The sequence below is a fragment of the Methanosphaera sp. ISO3-F5 genome (assembly GCF_034480035.2).
In the GTDB taxonomy this organism is placed as follows: Archaea; Methanobacteriota; Methanobacteria; order Methanobacteriales; family Methanobacteriaceae; genus Methanosphaera.
This window is the reverse complement of sequence record NZ_CP118753.2, coordinates 1,068,621-1,085,577: the sequence shown is the minus strand read 5'-3', so window position 1 is coordinate 1,085,577 and position 16,957 is coordinate 1,068,621. Positions and strand designations below refer to the sequence as shown.

Genomic DNA, 16,957 nt, shown 5'->3' with positions numbered 1-16,957 from the left:
ACTGCCACTAGAAGAACTGATAAACGTATCAGATAATATTGACTCCACAACAGAAAACATGACACTAGACAAAAAATATGACTACCTTAAAAAAGAGTTATTTGAACGTGCCGAAAAGAATAATATAAAAATAGAATTAAGAAAAGGAAAATATAATGAAGAAAAAATTACATTTTAAGTAATTTCCTTCATAATTATCTTTTAATAACTAATATTGATTATTGCTTTCAATAATCTGTGACAACTTAATATGTGAATTAATGAATCTTTCACTACTCTTGTCCATGTTTGTTTTTATAACCTTATTAACACAGTGATGTACACAACCCAAGCATTGCTCACAGTTATCACCAATAACCGGTTTATCTTCCAGTTTAATATTGGCCCTTGGACATACTTTAACGCATACGCCACATTGTATGCATTCATTGTCTGTTAATTCAAGTTTAATTAGCTTCTGGAAACGTTCCTTATGTTGCTGGTCCTGTAAATATACATCCTCATCAATATCATATGGTATTTTGTGCTGCTTTTTGTTAAGGATATCCTCTTTTATAGTTAATATTTGTGCATCTATTTTTTCATCCTTTTTAATTTCCTTTTCTTTCTTCATGTCAAAAGCAGGCAGGTAATTATCCACCATCAGTACTGTGTTTGAATAGTTTACACTGCATTTTTGTTCTATTATCTTGTTACACTTTATAAGTGCTCTTAAAGCACCTTCCTCTACGGATCCATAGGAGCATATTGTGAATAGGTAATCTGCATCTATCTCTACCTTTTCCAAGTATTGGGCTACTATATCTGGTACTGTAATATAATAATTTGGGAAAATAATTCCAACAACATCATCCTTTATATTGTATTGTTCGTTCTTGATTAATTGTGGAATACTAAGTAATTCTCCACCCAAAACTTGTCCAATGTATATATTATTTCCAGTTGATGAAAAATATAAAATCTTCATGCCACTCCACTCCATTATTAAATATTATTGATTAAATTAATCTATTTCTATTATTCTAATATAATTTGTTGTTTTTGCCTTTCTTAATGGGAATCCTCCAGTAACTATTATCAGATCACCCTTATTCAGATTGAATTCTTTTTGTGCTATTTTTTTGGAATTTTCTACCATTTCATCAGTATTTTCGTATATGTCTGTTGTTACTGGTTTTACTCCAAAGTTTAAGACAACTTTTTCTGCAATATGATTTGATGGGCAGCATGCAAGTATTGTGGAGTTTGGTCTTAGATTACTGATTTTACGTGCTGTGAATCCTGTCATTGTGGTTGTGACGATGAGTTTAATATCTGAGTATTCTACTGCTTCTGCAACTAGTTTTGCTATTGTGTCACTGGTGCCTATTGTTCCCTTGTATGCTACGTGTTTTGAGTAGTCTATCGTGGATTCTACGTATTCGCATATTCTGGCCATTATGCTTACTGCTTGTATTGGATATTTTCCTATTGTGGTTTCTCCGGATAGCATCACACAGTCTGTTCCGTCTAGTATTGCGTTTGCTATGTCGGATACTTCTGCTCTTGTTGGTCTTGGATTTTCATACATTGATGCGAGCATTTCTGTGGCTACTATTGCAAATTTGCCTTTTTCTCGGCATTTATGTATTATGTTTTTCTGTAGTATTGGTAGTTCTTCCATTGGTACGTCTACTCCGAGGTCTCCTCTGGCTACCATGATTCCATCGGATTCTTCTATTATTTCGTTTATGTTTTCTATTCCTTTTCTGCTTTCTATTTTTGATATTATTAGGGCATCTCCTCCTGCTTTTTCTATTATTTTTCGTGCTTCTATCACGTCTTCTCGTGTGTTTACGAATGATAATGCCAGGTAGTCGCAGGCGTGTTTTGCTGCGAATGTTATGTCTTCTCTATCTATTTCGCTCATGAAATCTAGGTTTAGGTCTACTCCTGGGACGTTTATTGTTTTATGGTCTTGTATTTTTCCGTTTCCTAATGCTTTTAGTAGTACGTGATCTTCTTTTTTGTCTATGACTATTAATTCTAGTAGGGCATTGTCTATGAGTACTTTGTCTCCTAGTTTTATGTAGTCTATTGCTTCGTTGTGGTTTACTCCGAATTCTTTGTTGTTGCCTTTTTTGCAGTTTTTGCTCATTTTTATTGTGTCATTTTTTTGTAGGGTTGTGCCTCCGTTTTCTATTGTTGTTGTTCTGAATTCTGGTCCTTTAGTGTCGTACATTATTGCTAATGGTTTTCCTGATTTTTGTCGTACTTCTCGTATTATGTTGATTGTTTTTAGTATGTCTTCTTTTTTTGCGTGGCTGAGGTTTATTCTGGCACAGTCCATTCCATTGTTTGCCATTTGTGTCATGGTTTCTACTGTGTCACTTGCTGGACCTATTGTGCTTATTATTTTTGTTTTTTTCATGTTTTTTGTTTCTCCATATTACTATTTTTTTAGGGGTTTGTTATTGAATTGTTGAGGGTATGGTTTTTTTTTTGATTTATTCTTTTTTTGGGTGATATTTTTTATTATATATTATATTTAGTGTGGGTTGTTATTAAGGTAATTAGATGTTTATTAGGTTTTTCTTTGGATTATTGTATTTGTATTATTATATTTTTTTTCTTTGTTTTTTTATTTGATTAGTTAAACATAATAATAAGTTTAGGTATACCTAAATACATAGAGGTGTAAAAGAAAAATGAAAACAAACAAAGAATACAAAGAATTATCCATAAAAGAATTCAACAAAGCAGCAACCAAATACGAATCAAACCATAGAGGAATATACGAAATGTGCAAAGAAGACTACCCACCAATACTAGAAGAAATAAAAAAACAACCATTCACACACCTACTCGACGCAGGATGCGCAACAGGACCAATGCTAATATTACTAACACAAGAATACCCAGAAAAACAATACACAGGACTAGACCTATCACCAAAAATGATAGAAACAGCAAAAAAGAAAAACCTACCCAACACCACATTCATAGAAGGAGACTGTGAAAACATGCCACTAAAATCAAACACCTACGACATAGTAATAAATTCACAAAGTTACCATCATTACCCCGACCCCCTAGCATTCTTTAAAGAAGTACACAGAGTACTTAAACCAGGAGGAAAACTAATACTAAGAGACAACACAGCATCAAAACCAGCACTATTCTTCATGAACAAAATAGGAATGAAAATAGCAAACATGACAGGACACGGTGATGTTAAAGCAAGCAGTATAACAGAAGTAAAAGAATACTGTCAAAAAGCAGGACTTAAAATATTAAAAATAGAACGACAAAAAAAGTTCAGATTACATTTAGTAGCACAAAAAGAATAATAAAGAAAAAAAATATGATTATAACTTGTCTTTAGTATGTTTCATCCAAACTTTACTATTATCATTAAGAGTTTTATTATTATCAGCCATAACCCCGACAAGTTCATGAGGCACATACAACTCTTCCAAGTATCCTATATCATCCTTTGATAAATTTAACTCCGTACTTCCCACTGCACCATCCACATGATACTTCTTGGTAGATCCAACTATAGGAGATGTGACCTTAGTTTCAAGCCAGGACAATGATACCTCTGTCATAGTAACATCATACTTTTCTGCCAATTCATTCACACGATAAATTATCTTATTGTCCTGTTCTTCTGTTTTATCATATTTTGTCTTAGCATAAGAATCTTCTTCCAAACGCTTTGACGTCACACTTGGTAGTCTGGATAATCGGCCGGATGCAAGTGAACTATATGGTGTTGTAGCTATATCATCCTCCAAACAGTATGGTATCATTTCCCTTTCTTCTTCCCTGAAGATTAGGTTATGATGTCCCTGTACTGATACAAATCCTTTCAGTCCATTTTCTTTAGCAATTGCATTTGATTTTACTAGTTGCCATGCAAAACAGTTGGATATTCCTATATTATGCACTAATCCTTCATCTACTAGCTGGTTTAACCCGTCAAGTATGTCAGTTATTGGTGTGTTAAAGTCCCACATATGATATATGTACAGGTCAATATAATCGAGTCCCAGGTTTTCCAGGCTCTTCTGTGCCATATTTCTAATATGTTCCTGGCCAGAAACGTTGTTTTTAATTTCTTCTTCTGTTCTTGGCAGGAACTTTGTTGCTACTACCATGTCCTCCCTGTCAGCATAGTCTTTAATTGTTCGTCCAAGGTATTGTTCGCTTGTTCCATTCTGGTAGCCTATTGCAGTGTCAAAGAAGTTAATTCCTTCATCTATTGCATAACTGATTATTTCTCTTGATTTTTCCTCGTTTAATGTCCATGTGTGCATACCATTTTCAGGATCTCCAAATCCCATACATCCAAGACATACTTTACTAACTTCTAAATCAGTTGTTCCCAGTTTAACATATTTCATTTTTCGTGATTTCCTCCATCATTATGATTTTATTCATCTTCTTCGTCATAATCTACAGAGGAAATGATTCTACCTGTTTCTTTCCATTCCTTCTGTATTTCCATTTGTGTTTCCTTGTCTGCTTCTATTACTATTCCAGTGTAGGAACAGTCATTACAGGACCATTGTGACCAGTTCTGTGGTATGATCCATTCTATGTTTTCACTTCCACATTGTGGGCATATTTTACGTTTCATAATACAATATATTGATTAAGGTAATAAAATATCTTTTGGAATACTTTAATATATACATTAATGCTAGCATTATCAATTAAACATACTTATATAATGTTATTCCATAATATTTAGTATAAGAATTTTTAGTTGTTGAGAAAAATGATAGAAAAAGAAACAATATACTCAGGAATAATAGGTGCAGTAGTAGCAGATGCACTGGGAGTACCCTACGAATTCTCAGCACCTGAGGACATGAGGGAAAACCCGGCAACTACCATGACAGGACATGGAATGTACAACCAGCCAGTGGGAACATGGAGTGATGACTCATCAATGACGCTGGCAACAATGGACAGCCTACTAAATGGAATAGACTATGAGGATATGATGGATAAATTCAGTCAATGGGTGGTTAATGCAAAATACACTCCACATGATAATGTGTTTGACTGTGGAATTACAACCTGTAGTGCAATATATAATTACTTTCAAAATCATACTCCGGCACTGGAATCCGGATTAACCGATGAACACAGTAACGGTAATGGTTCACTCATGAGAATACTGCCAGTATCATTATACTCATATGCAAATAAACTGTCAGTTAATAAACAGATGGAATTGATAGATAACACATCATCATTAACGCATGCACATAAGATAAGTAAGGCATCATGTAATATTTACAACTTCATAGTACAGGAAGTGCTCGAAAACCCTAGAGAAGACTTCAAAGAATTAATAAAGAAAGGATTAGATAAATCAAGAAAATACTATGATAACAGTGAATACTCATGCTTTAACAGGATATATGACAACCTGTTCATGTTAACAGATGATGACATAGAATCCAAGGGATATGTAGTGTACTCATTAGAAGTAGCATTATACTCCTGCTACCATACGGATAGTTACAAGGAAGCCGTGCTAAAAAGTGTGAACTATGGACGAGACACTGATACTAATGCAATAATAACAGGTGGACTAGCAGCATTATACTATGGATATGATAGCATACCACCAGAATGGATAAAACAGATAGTTAGACTAGATTATATAAAAGATTTATGTGACAAATTCACAGAATCATTACAATAGGGAAGGTGAATCCTTATGAATGGTATAATAGGAGCAATATGTGGAGACATCATAGGATCAACCCACGAGTTTCATCCAATAAAAACAAAGGAATTTAAACTGGTAAACAAATACTCCACATACACTGATGATACTGTGCTAACATTAGCAGTAGCATCATGGCTAACCAATGATGAATCCTATAGCACACAGTCTCTGGTGAGGAAGGTGCAGAAATTTGCCTCATATTATCCGAATGCAGGGTATGGTGGCAGATTCAGGGAGTGGATTGTTCAAAGAAATCCGAAGCCATATAATAGTTGGGGAAATGGTTCTGCAATGAGAGTAAGCCCGGCTGCATGGGTATGTGACACACTGGAAGATACTCAGATACTGGCAAAAAGGTCTGCACAGATAACACACAATCACTCTGAGGGAATAAAAGGTGCGATGGCAACAGCATCCGCAATATACCTTGCAAGACAGAATAAAAGCAAAGAGTATATAAAAGAGTACATTGAATCAACATTCCAGTACAATCTTACTAGACGATTGGATGATATACGGCCGGATTATAAATTTGAGGTATCCTGCCAGAAATCAGTACCGGAATCCATTATATGCTTCCTGGAAGCAGACAGTTACACTGACACTATACGTAATGCTGTGAGTCTTGGTGGAGATGCTGATACTATGGGTGCCATAAGCGGGGCAATAGCAGCTGCATACTATGATGTTCCAACTGACTTAGTAGATGAATGTAAAAACAGGTTAGATAATAATTTGTTAACAGTATATGAAGAATTTGTAGAAAAATTCTTCTAAAAATAATAATCATTCCTCTTTTATTAACTTTTTAGTTTGCAGATAATTAGATATACATTTTGTGATTATACTATAATATATGAAATCTAAACTAGCAAGTAGTGTATTCTTATCTGTAAGTACTTTTTATATCCTTGCCGAAGCATTTTGTGCTTTATTCTTCAAGGATTCACTCATTAATACTTATCTTATTCATACAATTTCAGAGCTTGGAATACCCGGAGCTAACTCACCATATTCTATTCTGATGAACATAGCCTTTATCCTAATGGGATTAGCAGTGCTCTTTGGTAATTATTATTATTTTAAGAAATACATTACAAAAAATAGGATACCCTTCTACATTTTAACTCTTGTTACAGCAGTAGGTGTTATAATTGTAGGCCTTATACATGGTGGAAATCCTTTAACATCAGGTTATCATACACTTGGTGCAGTAATGGCCATACTTGGAGGAAATATTTTATTAATACTAATTTCAAGGTCAATGAAAGAATTTAGTGAATACCAGAAGATAACCTTGATACTGGGCATTATAGGGTTAATAGCATTCTGGATAATGTTTTTCAGTATGAAAAATGTTTACATGCCAGTACTTGAAAGATTATCAGTATATACATTAATATTATGGAGTTTTGTAACCGGAGTATACTGCAATAAGAATCTGTTATAAGTTATGAAAAAATAGTTTTAAAAAATAAATTGGGAGAATTTATTTATTATTTGAGTTCAAGTCCGTCCTTGAATGCTTCTCCCACTCTTTCCTGTACTCTGTAGTAACCATGAGTATAAGGATCAAATGCTATTGCATCTACTAAGGAAATATCCACATTATCTCCATCAAGTACTTCTTCATCAGCTGTTACATTAACTACTTCTGCTATTACTCCACAGCCATAGTCTCCATCCTGGTATTCTATGAATTTACATTCAAAACATATTGGGAACTCGTTAATGATTGGTGCATCAACATTTTCTGATTTTGTAACTGTTAATCCTGTTTTTTCAAACTTGTTTGGTGTATCATTTGCTGATACTACTCCAAAGTAGTCTGCTTCTTTCACATGTTTTGTGTCTGCTATGCTTACTGTGCATGCTTTTCTTTCTATGATGTTTTGTACTGTTTTATGTGTCTTGGTAAGGTTTAATATTACCTGAGTTCTTGAAAGCATAGTTCCCCATGCTGCATTCATTACATCAACGCTTTCATCGCTATTATATGTTGCCACCATTAGTACGGGCATTGGAAATATTGCTTCTGTTGTTTTTATGTTTTTTCTCATTTTCATCATTCCTATTATTCTATGTCAGTTTATAATTTTTCTTATGTATAATATTATCATTATAGATGTTTATTTTTTTAGTAATTATAGAATTACTAATATTATTTAAAGCAATACATTTTAAAAAAAAGAATAGTTAAATATGGGGGTTAAGTTTTAAGATGAAGAATATTATTATCCCTCTATCATAATCATTTTACCTGTTCGTGAATCCTTATAAACTTTTCCCATTTCAGAGTATCCTTCACCACTACTATGGGATACATCAGGTAGTTCTTCCAATTCTTTACCCTGATTTACCTGTTTTAGTTCTGACATGGATTCCATAATATTATCCTTTTCTTGCTGGGACATATCAGAAAAGATTATGCTTTGCATGTTCCAGCTCATAACAACAAATATGAGAAAACCTACGGCCAGTACTAACATTGCATCCACCAGGTTTGCTGTTCCTGCCATTGGATCTTCGTCTACTCTTTTTGAGCGTCTTCTTTGTTTTTTCCTAACCATATTAATCACTGCTTTCAATGGTATTGTTTTTTTGTTTGTTGTTCATGTTATCTAGTATTGCATCAGATAATGCATCTAAATCTGATAAGTATTTTTCATACCATGACCCTCTTATCTTACCTATAAAGTATGATAATGCTCCACTTCCAATACCTACAATTGTAGTGTTGAATGCTACTGTTAATGAGCTTGCTAGAGTGTTAATGTCTCCTGATCCTAAAGCGGCCAGTCCAGGTCCTAATGGTATTAATGTTCCCATTAATCCGAGTGTTGGTCCTATTCTTGTTATTATGTCTGTTCTTCTTAATTTTTTATCTGTTTTTTCTTCTTCATTTTCTACTAGTTTTCTTGCTAATATTTCACGTGAATTGTTAGTTAAAGATTCTGAGCTTGCTATATCATCAAGTATCTTTTTTTCTGATTTTGGTAAGTTTGAATTTTCTATTATTTGCTTTATTTCATGTGGCGTGTTTGCATTGTTTATATCATATATGAGTTCTTTTATTTTTTCTACTGTTATTTCCTTTCTTGAACTGTATTCTGCTATTACTGCTCCGATTGTTACTACGGAGATTATGAATATTATTAACAATATAATTAATACAGGTATGGTTAAACTTTGTGATATTAAATCTAATGTTCCTGTTAGTACTTCGCCTCCCGGGACACTAATAATCATAATTTATCACCTCCTATTTTAGAATGTTATCTTCTCTATTATAGTATATTCCTATTATTATCATTATGATAAATGCAATTATGAATAGTATTAAGTTTATCGGCGAATCTATGGTTATAGCCGCTAACTTAGAGTTTCTCATAGTCATCATGTTCGGTGAGATTAATGTTGAGACTATATAATATGCTCCTATTGTTATCATATAGTTTCCCAGTACAATCTGGTATGGCTTTTTGTTTATCTTTGAATGTTTAGATAAGAAGTATGTTACTAATATGATTATTATTAGTAATGCAGCCATGTATCCCTTGGTTGTTAATGAGTTTAAGTCTATTGTTGTTGCCAATGATGCGTTTAAAAACATTAACGATATCATGAAACATGCATATGGTACTATTGTTGATAATAGTATTGATATTATTGTGTTATTGTCATGTTTTCTCCATTCCCTTATTGTAAGCAATCCTGCCATTATTAAAAGGCAACCTAACAGTAAGTTTGTGAATGTGTTGTTTGCATTCATGAATTCAATTATGGCCCCTGAATATTTTGTTACAATTGAGCCTAATAAGAATATGCTTCCACCATATAATATGCATATACATGTTATAACTTTTTTTGATAAATTAGCTAAACCTATCGATAATCCAATATTCACCCCATAGACTAATACGGATATTATTGTAATAATCTGTATAAGTATTGAATAATCCATAAATTACCACTTTTTTTATTCTTTTTTCTTCATAATTACAATTCCACAACCTACACCAATAATAATTCCTATTACTATTCCTATTACTAGTGGTAATATGAAATCAGAACCATTTTCGGTTGGTGTAACATCCTGTACTTTTTTCATTTCATTAAGCAATGAGTCATTTGTTACTTCATCTATTATTATTAACCTGTCTTTGACTTCTGGATGAGCATTTAGAAATGTATGTGCCACATCCTGATAATCAACTACAATTATGTACTTTTCTGAATTATTTAGCATGTGTTCTAGCTGATGATTTACCTCATCATTGGATGTGAACTTATATACACTAATATTTATATTATTTTGATCTGCAAGATCTTTCACTTGCTGTCCATCAGATTCTGATGCTATTATCATCTTATCTGCGGTTACATCAACACCATGGGCATTTATTGTGGATATGCAGAGTAAAGAAAATATTAATATTAATGCAAAGCTTTTAATATTTTTTTTCATTATTATCACCTCATTTATATTTTATCTAGTTTCAATAAATCTGGTTTAATCCTTTTAATAGCAATAACTATCATAACATTCAATATTGCTTCTATTACAGATATAAACATGTAATATGGGATTAATGTTGATATTACTGCATTAAATGTTATTGAACCTGATAATACTAGTATTATTGCCTGAAGGAAAGTTGCACTAATAATACCCATTATTGTGGATAAAAATATTGCTATTCTTTCATCAATATTAAGGAATATGTTGTAAGAGACAATTGTAACAATGGACAGTATAAATCCCATCACTAGAAAATTTGCTCCAAATGAGCTAATTCCACCCATATTCAATAGTAACGCTTGTCCTATTAAGCATATACATGAACATAATGTTGCCGATATTACGCCTAATAGTATTACTACTATTGGAATTACAAAGAAATGTATTGGAATACCTAATGGAGATGGTATGGATAATGATGATAAAAGTAGTACAATTGCGGAAAAAATTGCAATATTAACTATCTGCTTTTCTACTTGTTCATTCTTAGAAAACTTATAGTTATATACTGCTAAGATTATGATTGATAATAACCAATATAAAAATGCTTGATCAAGTGGTATGATACCATCAGGTAAATGCATTATTATCATCTCATTTTAATGTTTGATTATTTTTTTAATTTAAATACTAATACTATTATTGCAAAACCAATTATAAATGCTCCTACAATTAATAAGATATTAGTTGTGTTAAGAAGATTCCCATTATCTTTCTTAGTATTGTTTGAAGATAGTACTTCTTCAACTTCATAGGAATCATTGCTTTCTACTTCTGATACTTCACCAGTACTATTTTCATCTGTCAATTCGGACTGTGAATTGCTTGTAGGATTACTTGATGTTGATGATTTGGAATTTGAATTTGACTGTGTTTTTGTGGAGGAAGATTTTCTTGAAACAGTTTTGTAGTTAGAACCGGATGATTTAGAACTAGAAGATTTTACACTAGACTTTGAAGATCCAGATGATTGTGAAGATGTATGAGAATTTGAACTTGAAGAAACTTCTGTAGGATATTCACTTCCATGGCCTGGATGAGCAAATGATAATCCTACTACATTTGAAATTAGTATAATTAAAACTATTGAAAAAAGAAATATTTTTTTTATTTTCATAATAATCACCAAAAAAGTGGAAAAAGAGAAGTTTTATTCTTTTTTACTTCTCATGTAACCATAACCTGCAATTGCTCCGATTAATCCTATTGCAACTACAGCTATTCCTACATTAGTGTAATCTGGAGCAGATTGTTGGTCAGTTGTGATTTCATATGCTTTTCCACTGTCTGGTGTTGATTCTTGTTCAGATTGTGAGTCTTGTTCTTCTTTACTTTGGTCTTCAGCTACTGTTCCTACTTCTTCTGAAGCAGCTTGAGTAGTTCCAACAGCTAAAACTGCGGAGCTTGGTGAAGTTCTAGTATTTGAAGAACCTCTGCTTGTGCTTGAACGAGTATTACTTGATGATCTTGTAGGTGTGTTAGTGTTTGTATTAGTGTTGGTGTTTGTGTTGGTGTTTGTGTTTTCTGAGTATGATTGTCCATTGTTATGGGTGTTAGGATTAGTATTAGTGTTAGTGTTTGTATTTGTATTAGTGTTAGTGTTAGTGTTTGTGTTTGTGTTTGTATTATCTGTTGATTCTGAATTACTATTGGATTTTATTGCATCTTCTTTAGATACTTTTGGTAAACTTTTTATGTAGCTCATAGTGTTAAGATCACCGGAACCTGATACTAAAGCATCATATTGTTCCTGATTAATCCATCTTTCTTCATTTGTATCTACAACAAGGTCTTCCATAATTTTATCATTAGGATTTCCTTTATACATATCAATAAATGCTTGTATTTGAGTTGCACGTTTAGCCTCTGATGTTGAATACATATTTGTATCAACTACCGGCCATTTGAAACTTACAATTACTGCACGACCTACTTTAAGTTCATTATCCCATACAATTAATGCTCCTTCATCAGTTGCACCTTCAACATATTCAGATTCTGTATCTTCATCAGGTAATTTTTGTACAATAAATGAACCCATACCTGGTGATATTCCTAATATATATGTTAAACTGTCATCTTTACAGTATGTGCTTGAAGCTATGTATGTGTATGATTCGTTTTCACCTAATGGATAATTTTTTTGTATGTGGTCAGTAATGAAGAATCCTGGTTGTACACCTGGACAAACGTGGTTATGGTATAAGAAAGACATGATTTGATCAAAATCAGGGTCTGCTTTCCATGCATTTGCAATCGTTTGTATGCTGAACCAATTACCATCTGGCATGAATGTTTGTTGTATTTCGTTTAATTTTTCAGAATCGTTTAAAGTATCAATTCCAATATTTACTACTTTAGAACCATTTACTTCTCCTACAAAGAAGGTTCCATCATTATTGTATCTGAGGTATGATGCATAAACATCATCTGATCCTGGGTTACGCATGATGAATGCAAACCATAATGGTTTCCATAATGCTTGGTGGTATTGTAGCATGTTTTTACTGTATAAACTTGCACCAAGTGTTTCATATAATCCATCACGGACTAATACTGTTTCTTGGTTGTCTAAGTATACATAACCTGCTGATGTGAATGCTGCAAAGTCTACATCGTCTTTGAGTATGTCAATACCTAATTCTTTTTTGTAAATGCTTAAAGCTTTTTTAGCAGCTTTAACACCGATTTGTTTCATTTGATTATCTGTTAATTTACCTGTTGTTTGATCTGGTGTTGATCTTTTTGCTTGTGGTAAATTTAATGATAATATATATTCTAAGTCTAATCCATGAGAATCTATTGCTTGTATTGTGTGGTCATCATCGTGTGTTACATTACTTGCTGTTCCCATGAGATAGTAGTATTGTTCTTCGGTTAAGTTTGTGAATTCATATAAGAAAGTTACAAGTTCTGCTGGATTTTTGTTTATTTTGTTAATCCACCATGTGCAGTATTTTAATTCTTCTAAACTTCCGTCATCTGGATTTATTCCAGTTTCTTTTGTGAAGTCTGCTTTTGTTTTGTTTGAATCAAAAGTCATGATGATTAAGTCACCAGTGTTATCATTTGAGTACCATCGGATAAATCCAATCATGTTTTCTGTTGCACCGGTAGCTGTGGTGTCAATTCCAACATAACCTATTTTTCCAACTGTAGCATCTAAGAAGAACATTGCTGCGTCATCATCTGATCCACCTGGAACTCCTAATATTTTGTATGATGTTATATCACCAGGAGATCCTCCGTCCATACGTGTTTCTTTTACTGGTGGGTAATATTGTAGTAATGCTTGTACTATACTGTATCCACCGAGTGTTCCTTCACATATGTGTCCGTGGAATGCTGCTTCTTGTAAAACTTCTCTAGAAACACCTGCTGCCCATCCATTAGCTAAACTTGCAAATGACCATGCATTTTTACCTTTAATTGATTTGAAATAAGTATTCCATTGACTTCTAGTCATATCTTCAGAGATTGTTCCAAGATATGATAATTTAGTTGAAGCATTTTCATATACTGCAATTCTTAAATCTGAACCTTCTTTAACAATAAATGCAAAATCGATTGGATCTACTGCTGTTTCACGTAACATTAAAACATCAGTATAACTTATATCGTCGCCATAGTTTAATATTCCTTCAATAGCTTCTTCACTAGTTTTACCGTTTAGTTTTGCAACTCCAGCTGAAGTTACAACTAATATATCATCTGCATTATTGAAATTCAATGCTTTATCTGCTGATGCTGTAACTGTTCTACCTAATTTATATGCTTCGGTAGCAGTTAAGTCAAAAGTTACTGTTTTTTGTGTGGAATCTACTATTTTACTTACTGGAATATAACCTGAAGTTAATGCTGTTATGTTAAATTTTTCTGATGATGTGTTTGGAATTGTTAGTACAAATTTATTTGATTCAGAGTCGTAGTCTTTTTCAAATTGTACTTCTTGATCATCATCGAATACATGAAAATCAGGATTTACTTGTTCAATATCTTTTGGATATTCATATTTTATTTTTACATTGACTGATACGTCTTTTAGATCATTTCCATCATTATCACTAGTTAATGTACTAGTAGTCTGTGTTTCTTGTAAATCTTGATTGCTACCTGTTGTTGTAACAACCGGATTATCTGATGATTGGGTTGTAGATGTTGAATTTTCTTGAACATCTGCTGCTGCTATGCTACCAACCATCAAAAATAATAACACGAGAAATGATATTAAATAAATTTTTTTATTAATAGTCTTTTCCCCCGTTTATTTTTTAATTAGTTATAATCCATGAAAACAATATTAATAATTTAATTAATAAATATAGTATAGGTTATAACATAGTTTTTTTTGCGAGATTTCGTATTTTGGACATTAAGTACACTGTCCATGATACACTAATGTTATAATCTTTAATTTATCATTTTCTTAGTGTACCTAATATCAATTTAAATATTGTAGTAATACATATATAATATTATTTATTACTTCTTTATACATTAACAATGTTAAAGTATTATTAAAATTTTTAAAAAAAGTATTAAATAACTTGATATCAAAAAAAGATACATCAAACAAAGCAATATCAAAAAATTAAAGAAGAATAAATATAACAAAACAAAATAAAGAATAAAACAACAAAATAACAAAAAATATCCTATAAAATCATATAATTAGAAAAGTATTACTATTAAAATAGAAAAAAATATAATCCTTACCTTAATAAACAAAATAATTACAAATAACACTACAAAAAAGAATACTAATCATGATCAAGTTTTTTAGGTTTAAAATTCTTGGGTGCTCCAAAAAATTGAATAACTGGTTTAACTCTCTTACGTGGTTCTTCCTTATTTTTCTTATCATCATGTTTTTCATTCATATTATCACCAACAGATTAATTAAAATAATTATTATATCAGTTAATAATAGAAATATACTAATAACAAGCATTTTTGAACCTTTTCTTATATATTCCGTTTTTTTCTGTTATTATATTTGAATTATATCCTATAGCATAATCTAAACTACTAATAACTTCTGCTATAATATATTTAAAATTATTCTTATTTAAATAGTATCCTAAAATGATATTCTCTGTTAAGGCACTAGCATAATATGTTAATTTGTATGATTTGTATAAATTGTACAATGAAAAACTATTGGCAATTATATTTAGGATAAATATTAATAGGAATACTATTTTGGTAGTGTTTAAAAAGTAATTTTGGTTAATGAATAATTCTAGTACTGTTGCACTGATGAATGATAATTGTATGGTGAATACTAGTATATTTATATTCAGTAGTGAACTGCCTTTTGAATCTAGTCCTTCAAATCTTTGTATTTCATAATCGTATTTGTTTTTTAGTAGATTGTATATGAATTTATGTAATTCTTCTTCATTTTCTGTTATCATAATGTTTTATAATATAGATATATATGTTTAAATTATATAAATATTTTAGCCCCCTTGATAAAAATGTAATTTTTTGAGAGCAATAAAACCTTGTTTTTTTAATTTTTTTATAAAAATAGTTTTGAATTTTAATAATACATATGTATTATCTTTTATATTAGTAAAAAAGAGTCATTGTATACTAATATTTATATACAATGAGTTACATATATTATATTGGCGATTACATGAAACTTCATTTGTATTTTAGTAAACAAGACTCTAATTATAGTATGTTCAAAGAAATATTTAATTTTATCGATTCTAAAAAAAGTAGACAAATTATTGCTTCATATGGTATAAAACCAATTGAAACATTTATAAATGATTTAAAAATCCATTTTTTAAGCTTCACATACAATTATGAAGTATCATTTATCCTGGATGAATTAAAAAACAATTCACAATTAAGAAAATTTTGTAACATTTCTAAAATTCCAAGCTTAAACTCCATAATTACTCGTTTATCTAAAATTAACATAACAACCATTGTTAATTTAGTAAACAGATTATTAAGAACTAATTTTACACGTAAACACAAAAAAAGATTAACTTTCTTAGTTGATGCAACTCCCGTAGATGTTGATATGAATTTCTTAAGATCAACATATAGCAAGAAATATCTAGAAAAATTAGATTTAAAATGGTCATATTCATCCTCCAAAGGACATTATATCGGTTATAAAGTTACCATGGTATTAGAAAAAGAATCATTAACTCCTGTAATGATATTAATCCACCAAGGAGCACCCCACGATTCAAAATTATTCACAGAAATCATGGAACAACTAAAAAAATCAAGAATAATACAACCATTAGACATATTACTCTTTGACAAAGGATATTATAGCTATGAAAACTATCAAAAAGGCATATTAGACTATAAAATCATACCATTAATCTTCCCAAAAACAACCTTCAAAAAAGACAAACTCATGACATATTTACACTACCCACTAGAACTATTTAAGAAAAATAAAAGAAATAATAAAATAAAAAAGTTATTAAAGAAAGCTACTAATAAATTAATCAATTTAATTAAAAAAATGGAAACAATATAAACCAATACGTGGCTATATTGAAGATTTTTTTAAAGTATGCAAACAAGCATTCAATATGCATAAAATACACAAATACACAGTCAATTCATTCACAAAAGACATCTATTTAAGAGTATTATTAATAACCCTCGCAGTAAACCAAACCACTAAGACAAAAACAGCACTACAAAAGCTCAGTCAAAAGTGA

The 16,957-nt window shown here is 31.3% G+C and carries 17 protein-coding genes and 1 pseudogene; 5 read left to right on the top strand and 13 right to left on the bottom strand.

Annotated elements, in window-relative coordinates; all coding sequences use genetic code 11:
• Window positions 1-208 precede the first annotated feature (208 nt).
• Window positions 209-967, bottom strand: a complete 759-nt coding sequence (locus PXD04_RS16545) for an EFR1 family ferrodoxin (RefSeq protein ID WP_323735924.1) — start codon at window positions 965-967, stop codon at window positions 209-211.
• A 36-nt stretch (window positions 968-1,003) separates the two neighbouring features.
• Window positions 1,004-2,410, bottom strand: a complete 1,407-nt coding sequence (gene pyk / locus PXD04_RS16540) for a pyruvate kinase (RefSeq protein WP_323735923.1) — start codon at window positions 2,408-2,410, stop codon at window positions 1,004-1,006.
• Between the two features lie 277 nt (window positions 2,411-2,687).
• Between pyk and PXD04_RS16535 the strand changes: the two genes are divergently transcribed.
• Window positions 2,688-3,329, top strand: a complete 642-nt coding sequence (locus PXD04_RS16535) for a class I SAM-dependent methyltransferase (RefSeq protein ID WP_323735922.1) — start codon at window positions 2,688-2,690, stop codon at window positions 3,327-3,329.
• An 18-nt stretch (window positions 3,330-3,347) separates the two neighbouring features.
• Here the strand turns inward: PXD04_RS16535 and PXD04_RS16530 are convergent, their stop codons facing one another.
• Window positions 3,348-4,388, bottom strand: a complete 1,041-nt coding sequence (locus PXD04_RS16530; RefSeq protein ID WP_323735921.1) for an aldo/keto reductase — start codon at window positions 4,386-4,388, stop codon at window positions 3,348-3,350.
• A 29-nt stretch (window positions 4,389-4,417) separates the two neighbouring features.
• The gene (locus PXD04_RS16525) at window positions 4,418-4,624 is read right to left on the bottom strand and encodes a hypothetical protein (RefSeq protein WP_323735920.1); all 207 of its coding nucleotides are present in this window, start codon (window positions 4,622-4,624) and stop codon (window positions 4,418-4,420) included.
• A 141-nt stretch (window positions 4,625-4,765) separates the two neighbouring features.
• Here PXD04_RS16525 and PXD04_RS16520 point away from each other — a divergent pair, with 141 nt between their 5' ends.
• The 3 genes from PXD04_RS16520 (at window position 4,766) to PXD04_RS16510 (ending at window position 7,181) form a co-directional block, all read left to right on the top strand.
• Entirely contained in the window at window positions 4,766-5,704 is a 939-nt protein-coding gene (locus tag PXD04_RS16520; RefSeq protein ID WP_323735919.1) for an ADP-ribosylglycohydrolase family protein, read from the top strand.
• Window positions 5,705-5,719: 15 nt separating this feature from the next.
• A complete protein-coding gene (locus tag PXD04_RS16515) occupies window positions 5,720-6,508 on the top strand; it encodes an ADP-ribosylglycohydrolase family protein (RefSeq protein ID WP_323735918.1) in 789 nt (262 codons plus the stop codon).
• 79 nt (window positions 6,509-6,587) lie between these two features.
• Window positions 6,588-7,181: a DUF998 domain-containing protein gene (locus tag PXD04_RS16510; protein ID WP_323735917.1), complete on the top strand. Its 594-nt coding sequence runs from the start codon at window positions 6,588-6,590 to the stop codon at window positions 7,179-7,181.
• Between the two features lie 46 nt (window positions 7,182-7,227).
• Here the strand turns inward: PXD04_RS16510 and PXD04_RS16505 are convergent, their stop codons facing one another.
• The 9 genes from PXD04_RS16505 to PXD04_RS16465 form a co-directional block, all read right to left on the bottom strand.
• Window positions 7,228-7,791, bottom strand: coding sequence for a flavin reductase family protein (locus PXD04_RS16505; protein ID WP_323735916.1), 564 nt, complete (start codon window positions 7,789-7,791; stop codon window positions 7,228-7,230).
• A gap of 174 nt (window positions 7,792-7,965) precedes the next feature.
• Window positions 7,966-8,301, bottom strand: a complete 336-nt coding sequence (locus tag PXD04_RS16500) for a DUF2149 domain-containing protein (RefSeq protein WP_323735915.1) — start codon at window positions 8,299-8,301, stop codon at window positions 7,966-7,968.
• A gap of 1 nt (window position 8,302) precedes the next feature.
• A complete protein-coding gene (locus PXD04_RS16495; protein ID WP_323737466.1) occupies window positions 8,303-8,977 on the bottom strand; it encodes a MotA/TolQ/ExbB proton channel family protein in 675 nt (224 codons plus the stop codon).
• 16 nt (window positions 8,978-8,993) lie between these two features.
• Window positions 8,994-9,695: a DUF2162 domain-containing protein gene (locus PXD04_RS16490; protein ID WP_323735914.1), complete on the bottom strand. Its 702-nt coding sequence runs from the start codon at window positions 9,693-9,695 to the stop codon at window positions 8,994-8,996.
• Between the two features lie 15 nt (window positions 9,696-9,710).
• Complete coding sequence (locus PXD04_RS16485; RefSeq protein ID WP_323735913.1) at window positions 9,711-10,199, bottom strand: hypothetical protein; 489 nt, start codon at window positions 10,197-10,199, stop codon at window positions 9,711-9,713.
• Window positions 10,200-10,213: 14 nt separating this feature from the next.
• Entirely contained in the window at window positions 10,214-10,837 is a 624-nt protein-coding gene (locus PXD04_RS16480) for an energy-coupling factor ABC transporter permease (RefSeq protein WP_323735912.1), read from the bottom strand.
• A 26-nt stretch (window positions 10,838-10,863) separates the two neighbouring features.
• Window positions 10,864-11,370, bottom strand: coding sequence for a hypothetical protein (locus PXD04_RS16475; RefSeq protein WP_323735911.1), 507 nt, complete (start codon window positions 11,368-11,370; stop codon window positions 10,864-10,866).
• Between the two features lie 33 nt (window positions 11,371-11,403).
• On the bottom strand, window positions 11,404-14,454 hold the full coding sequence (locus tag PXD04_RS16470) for an FmdE family protein (protein ID WP_323735910.1): 3,051 nt from the start codon (window positions 14,452-14,454) through the stop codon (window positions 11,404-11,406).
• 736 nt (window positions 14,455-15,190) lie between these two features.
• On the bottom strand, window positions 15,191-15,670 hold the full coding sequence (locus PXD04_RS16465) for a hypothetical protein (protein ID WP_323735909.1): 480 nt from the start codon (window positions 15,668-15,670) through the stop codon (window positions 15,191-15,193).
• 227 nt (window positions 15,671-15,897) lie between these two features.
• Here PXD04_RS16465 and PXD04_RS16460 point away from each other — a divergent pair.
• Window positions 15,898-16,957, top strand: a pseudogene (locus PXD04_RS16460) (transposase).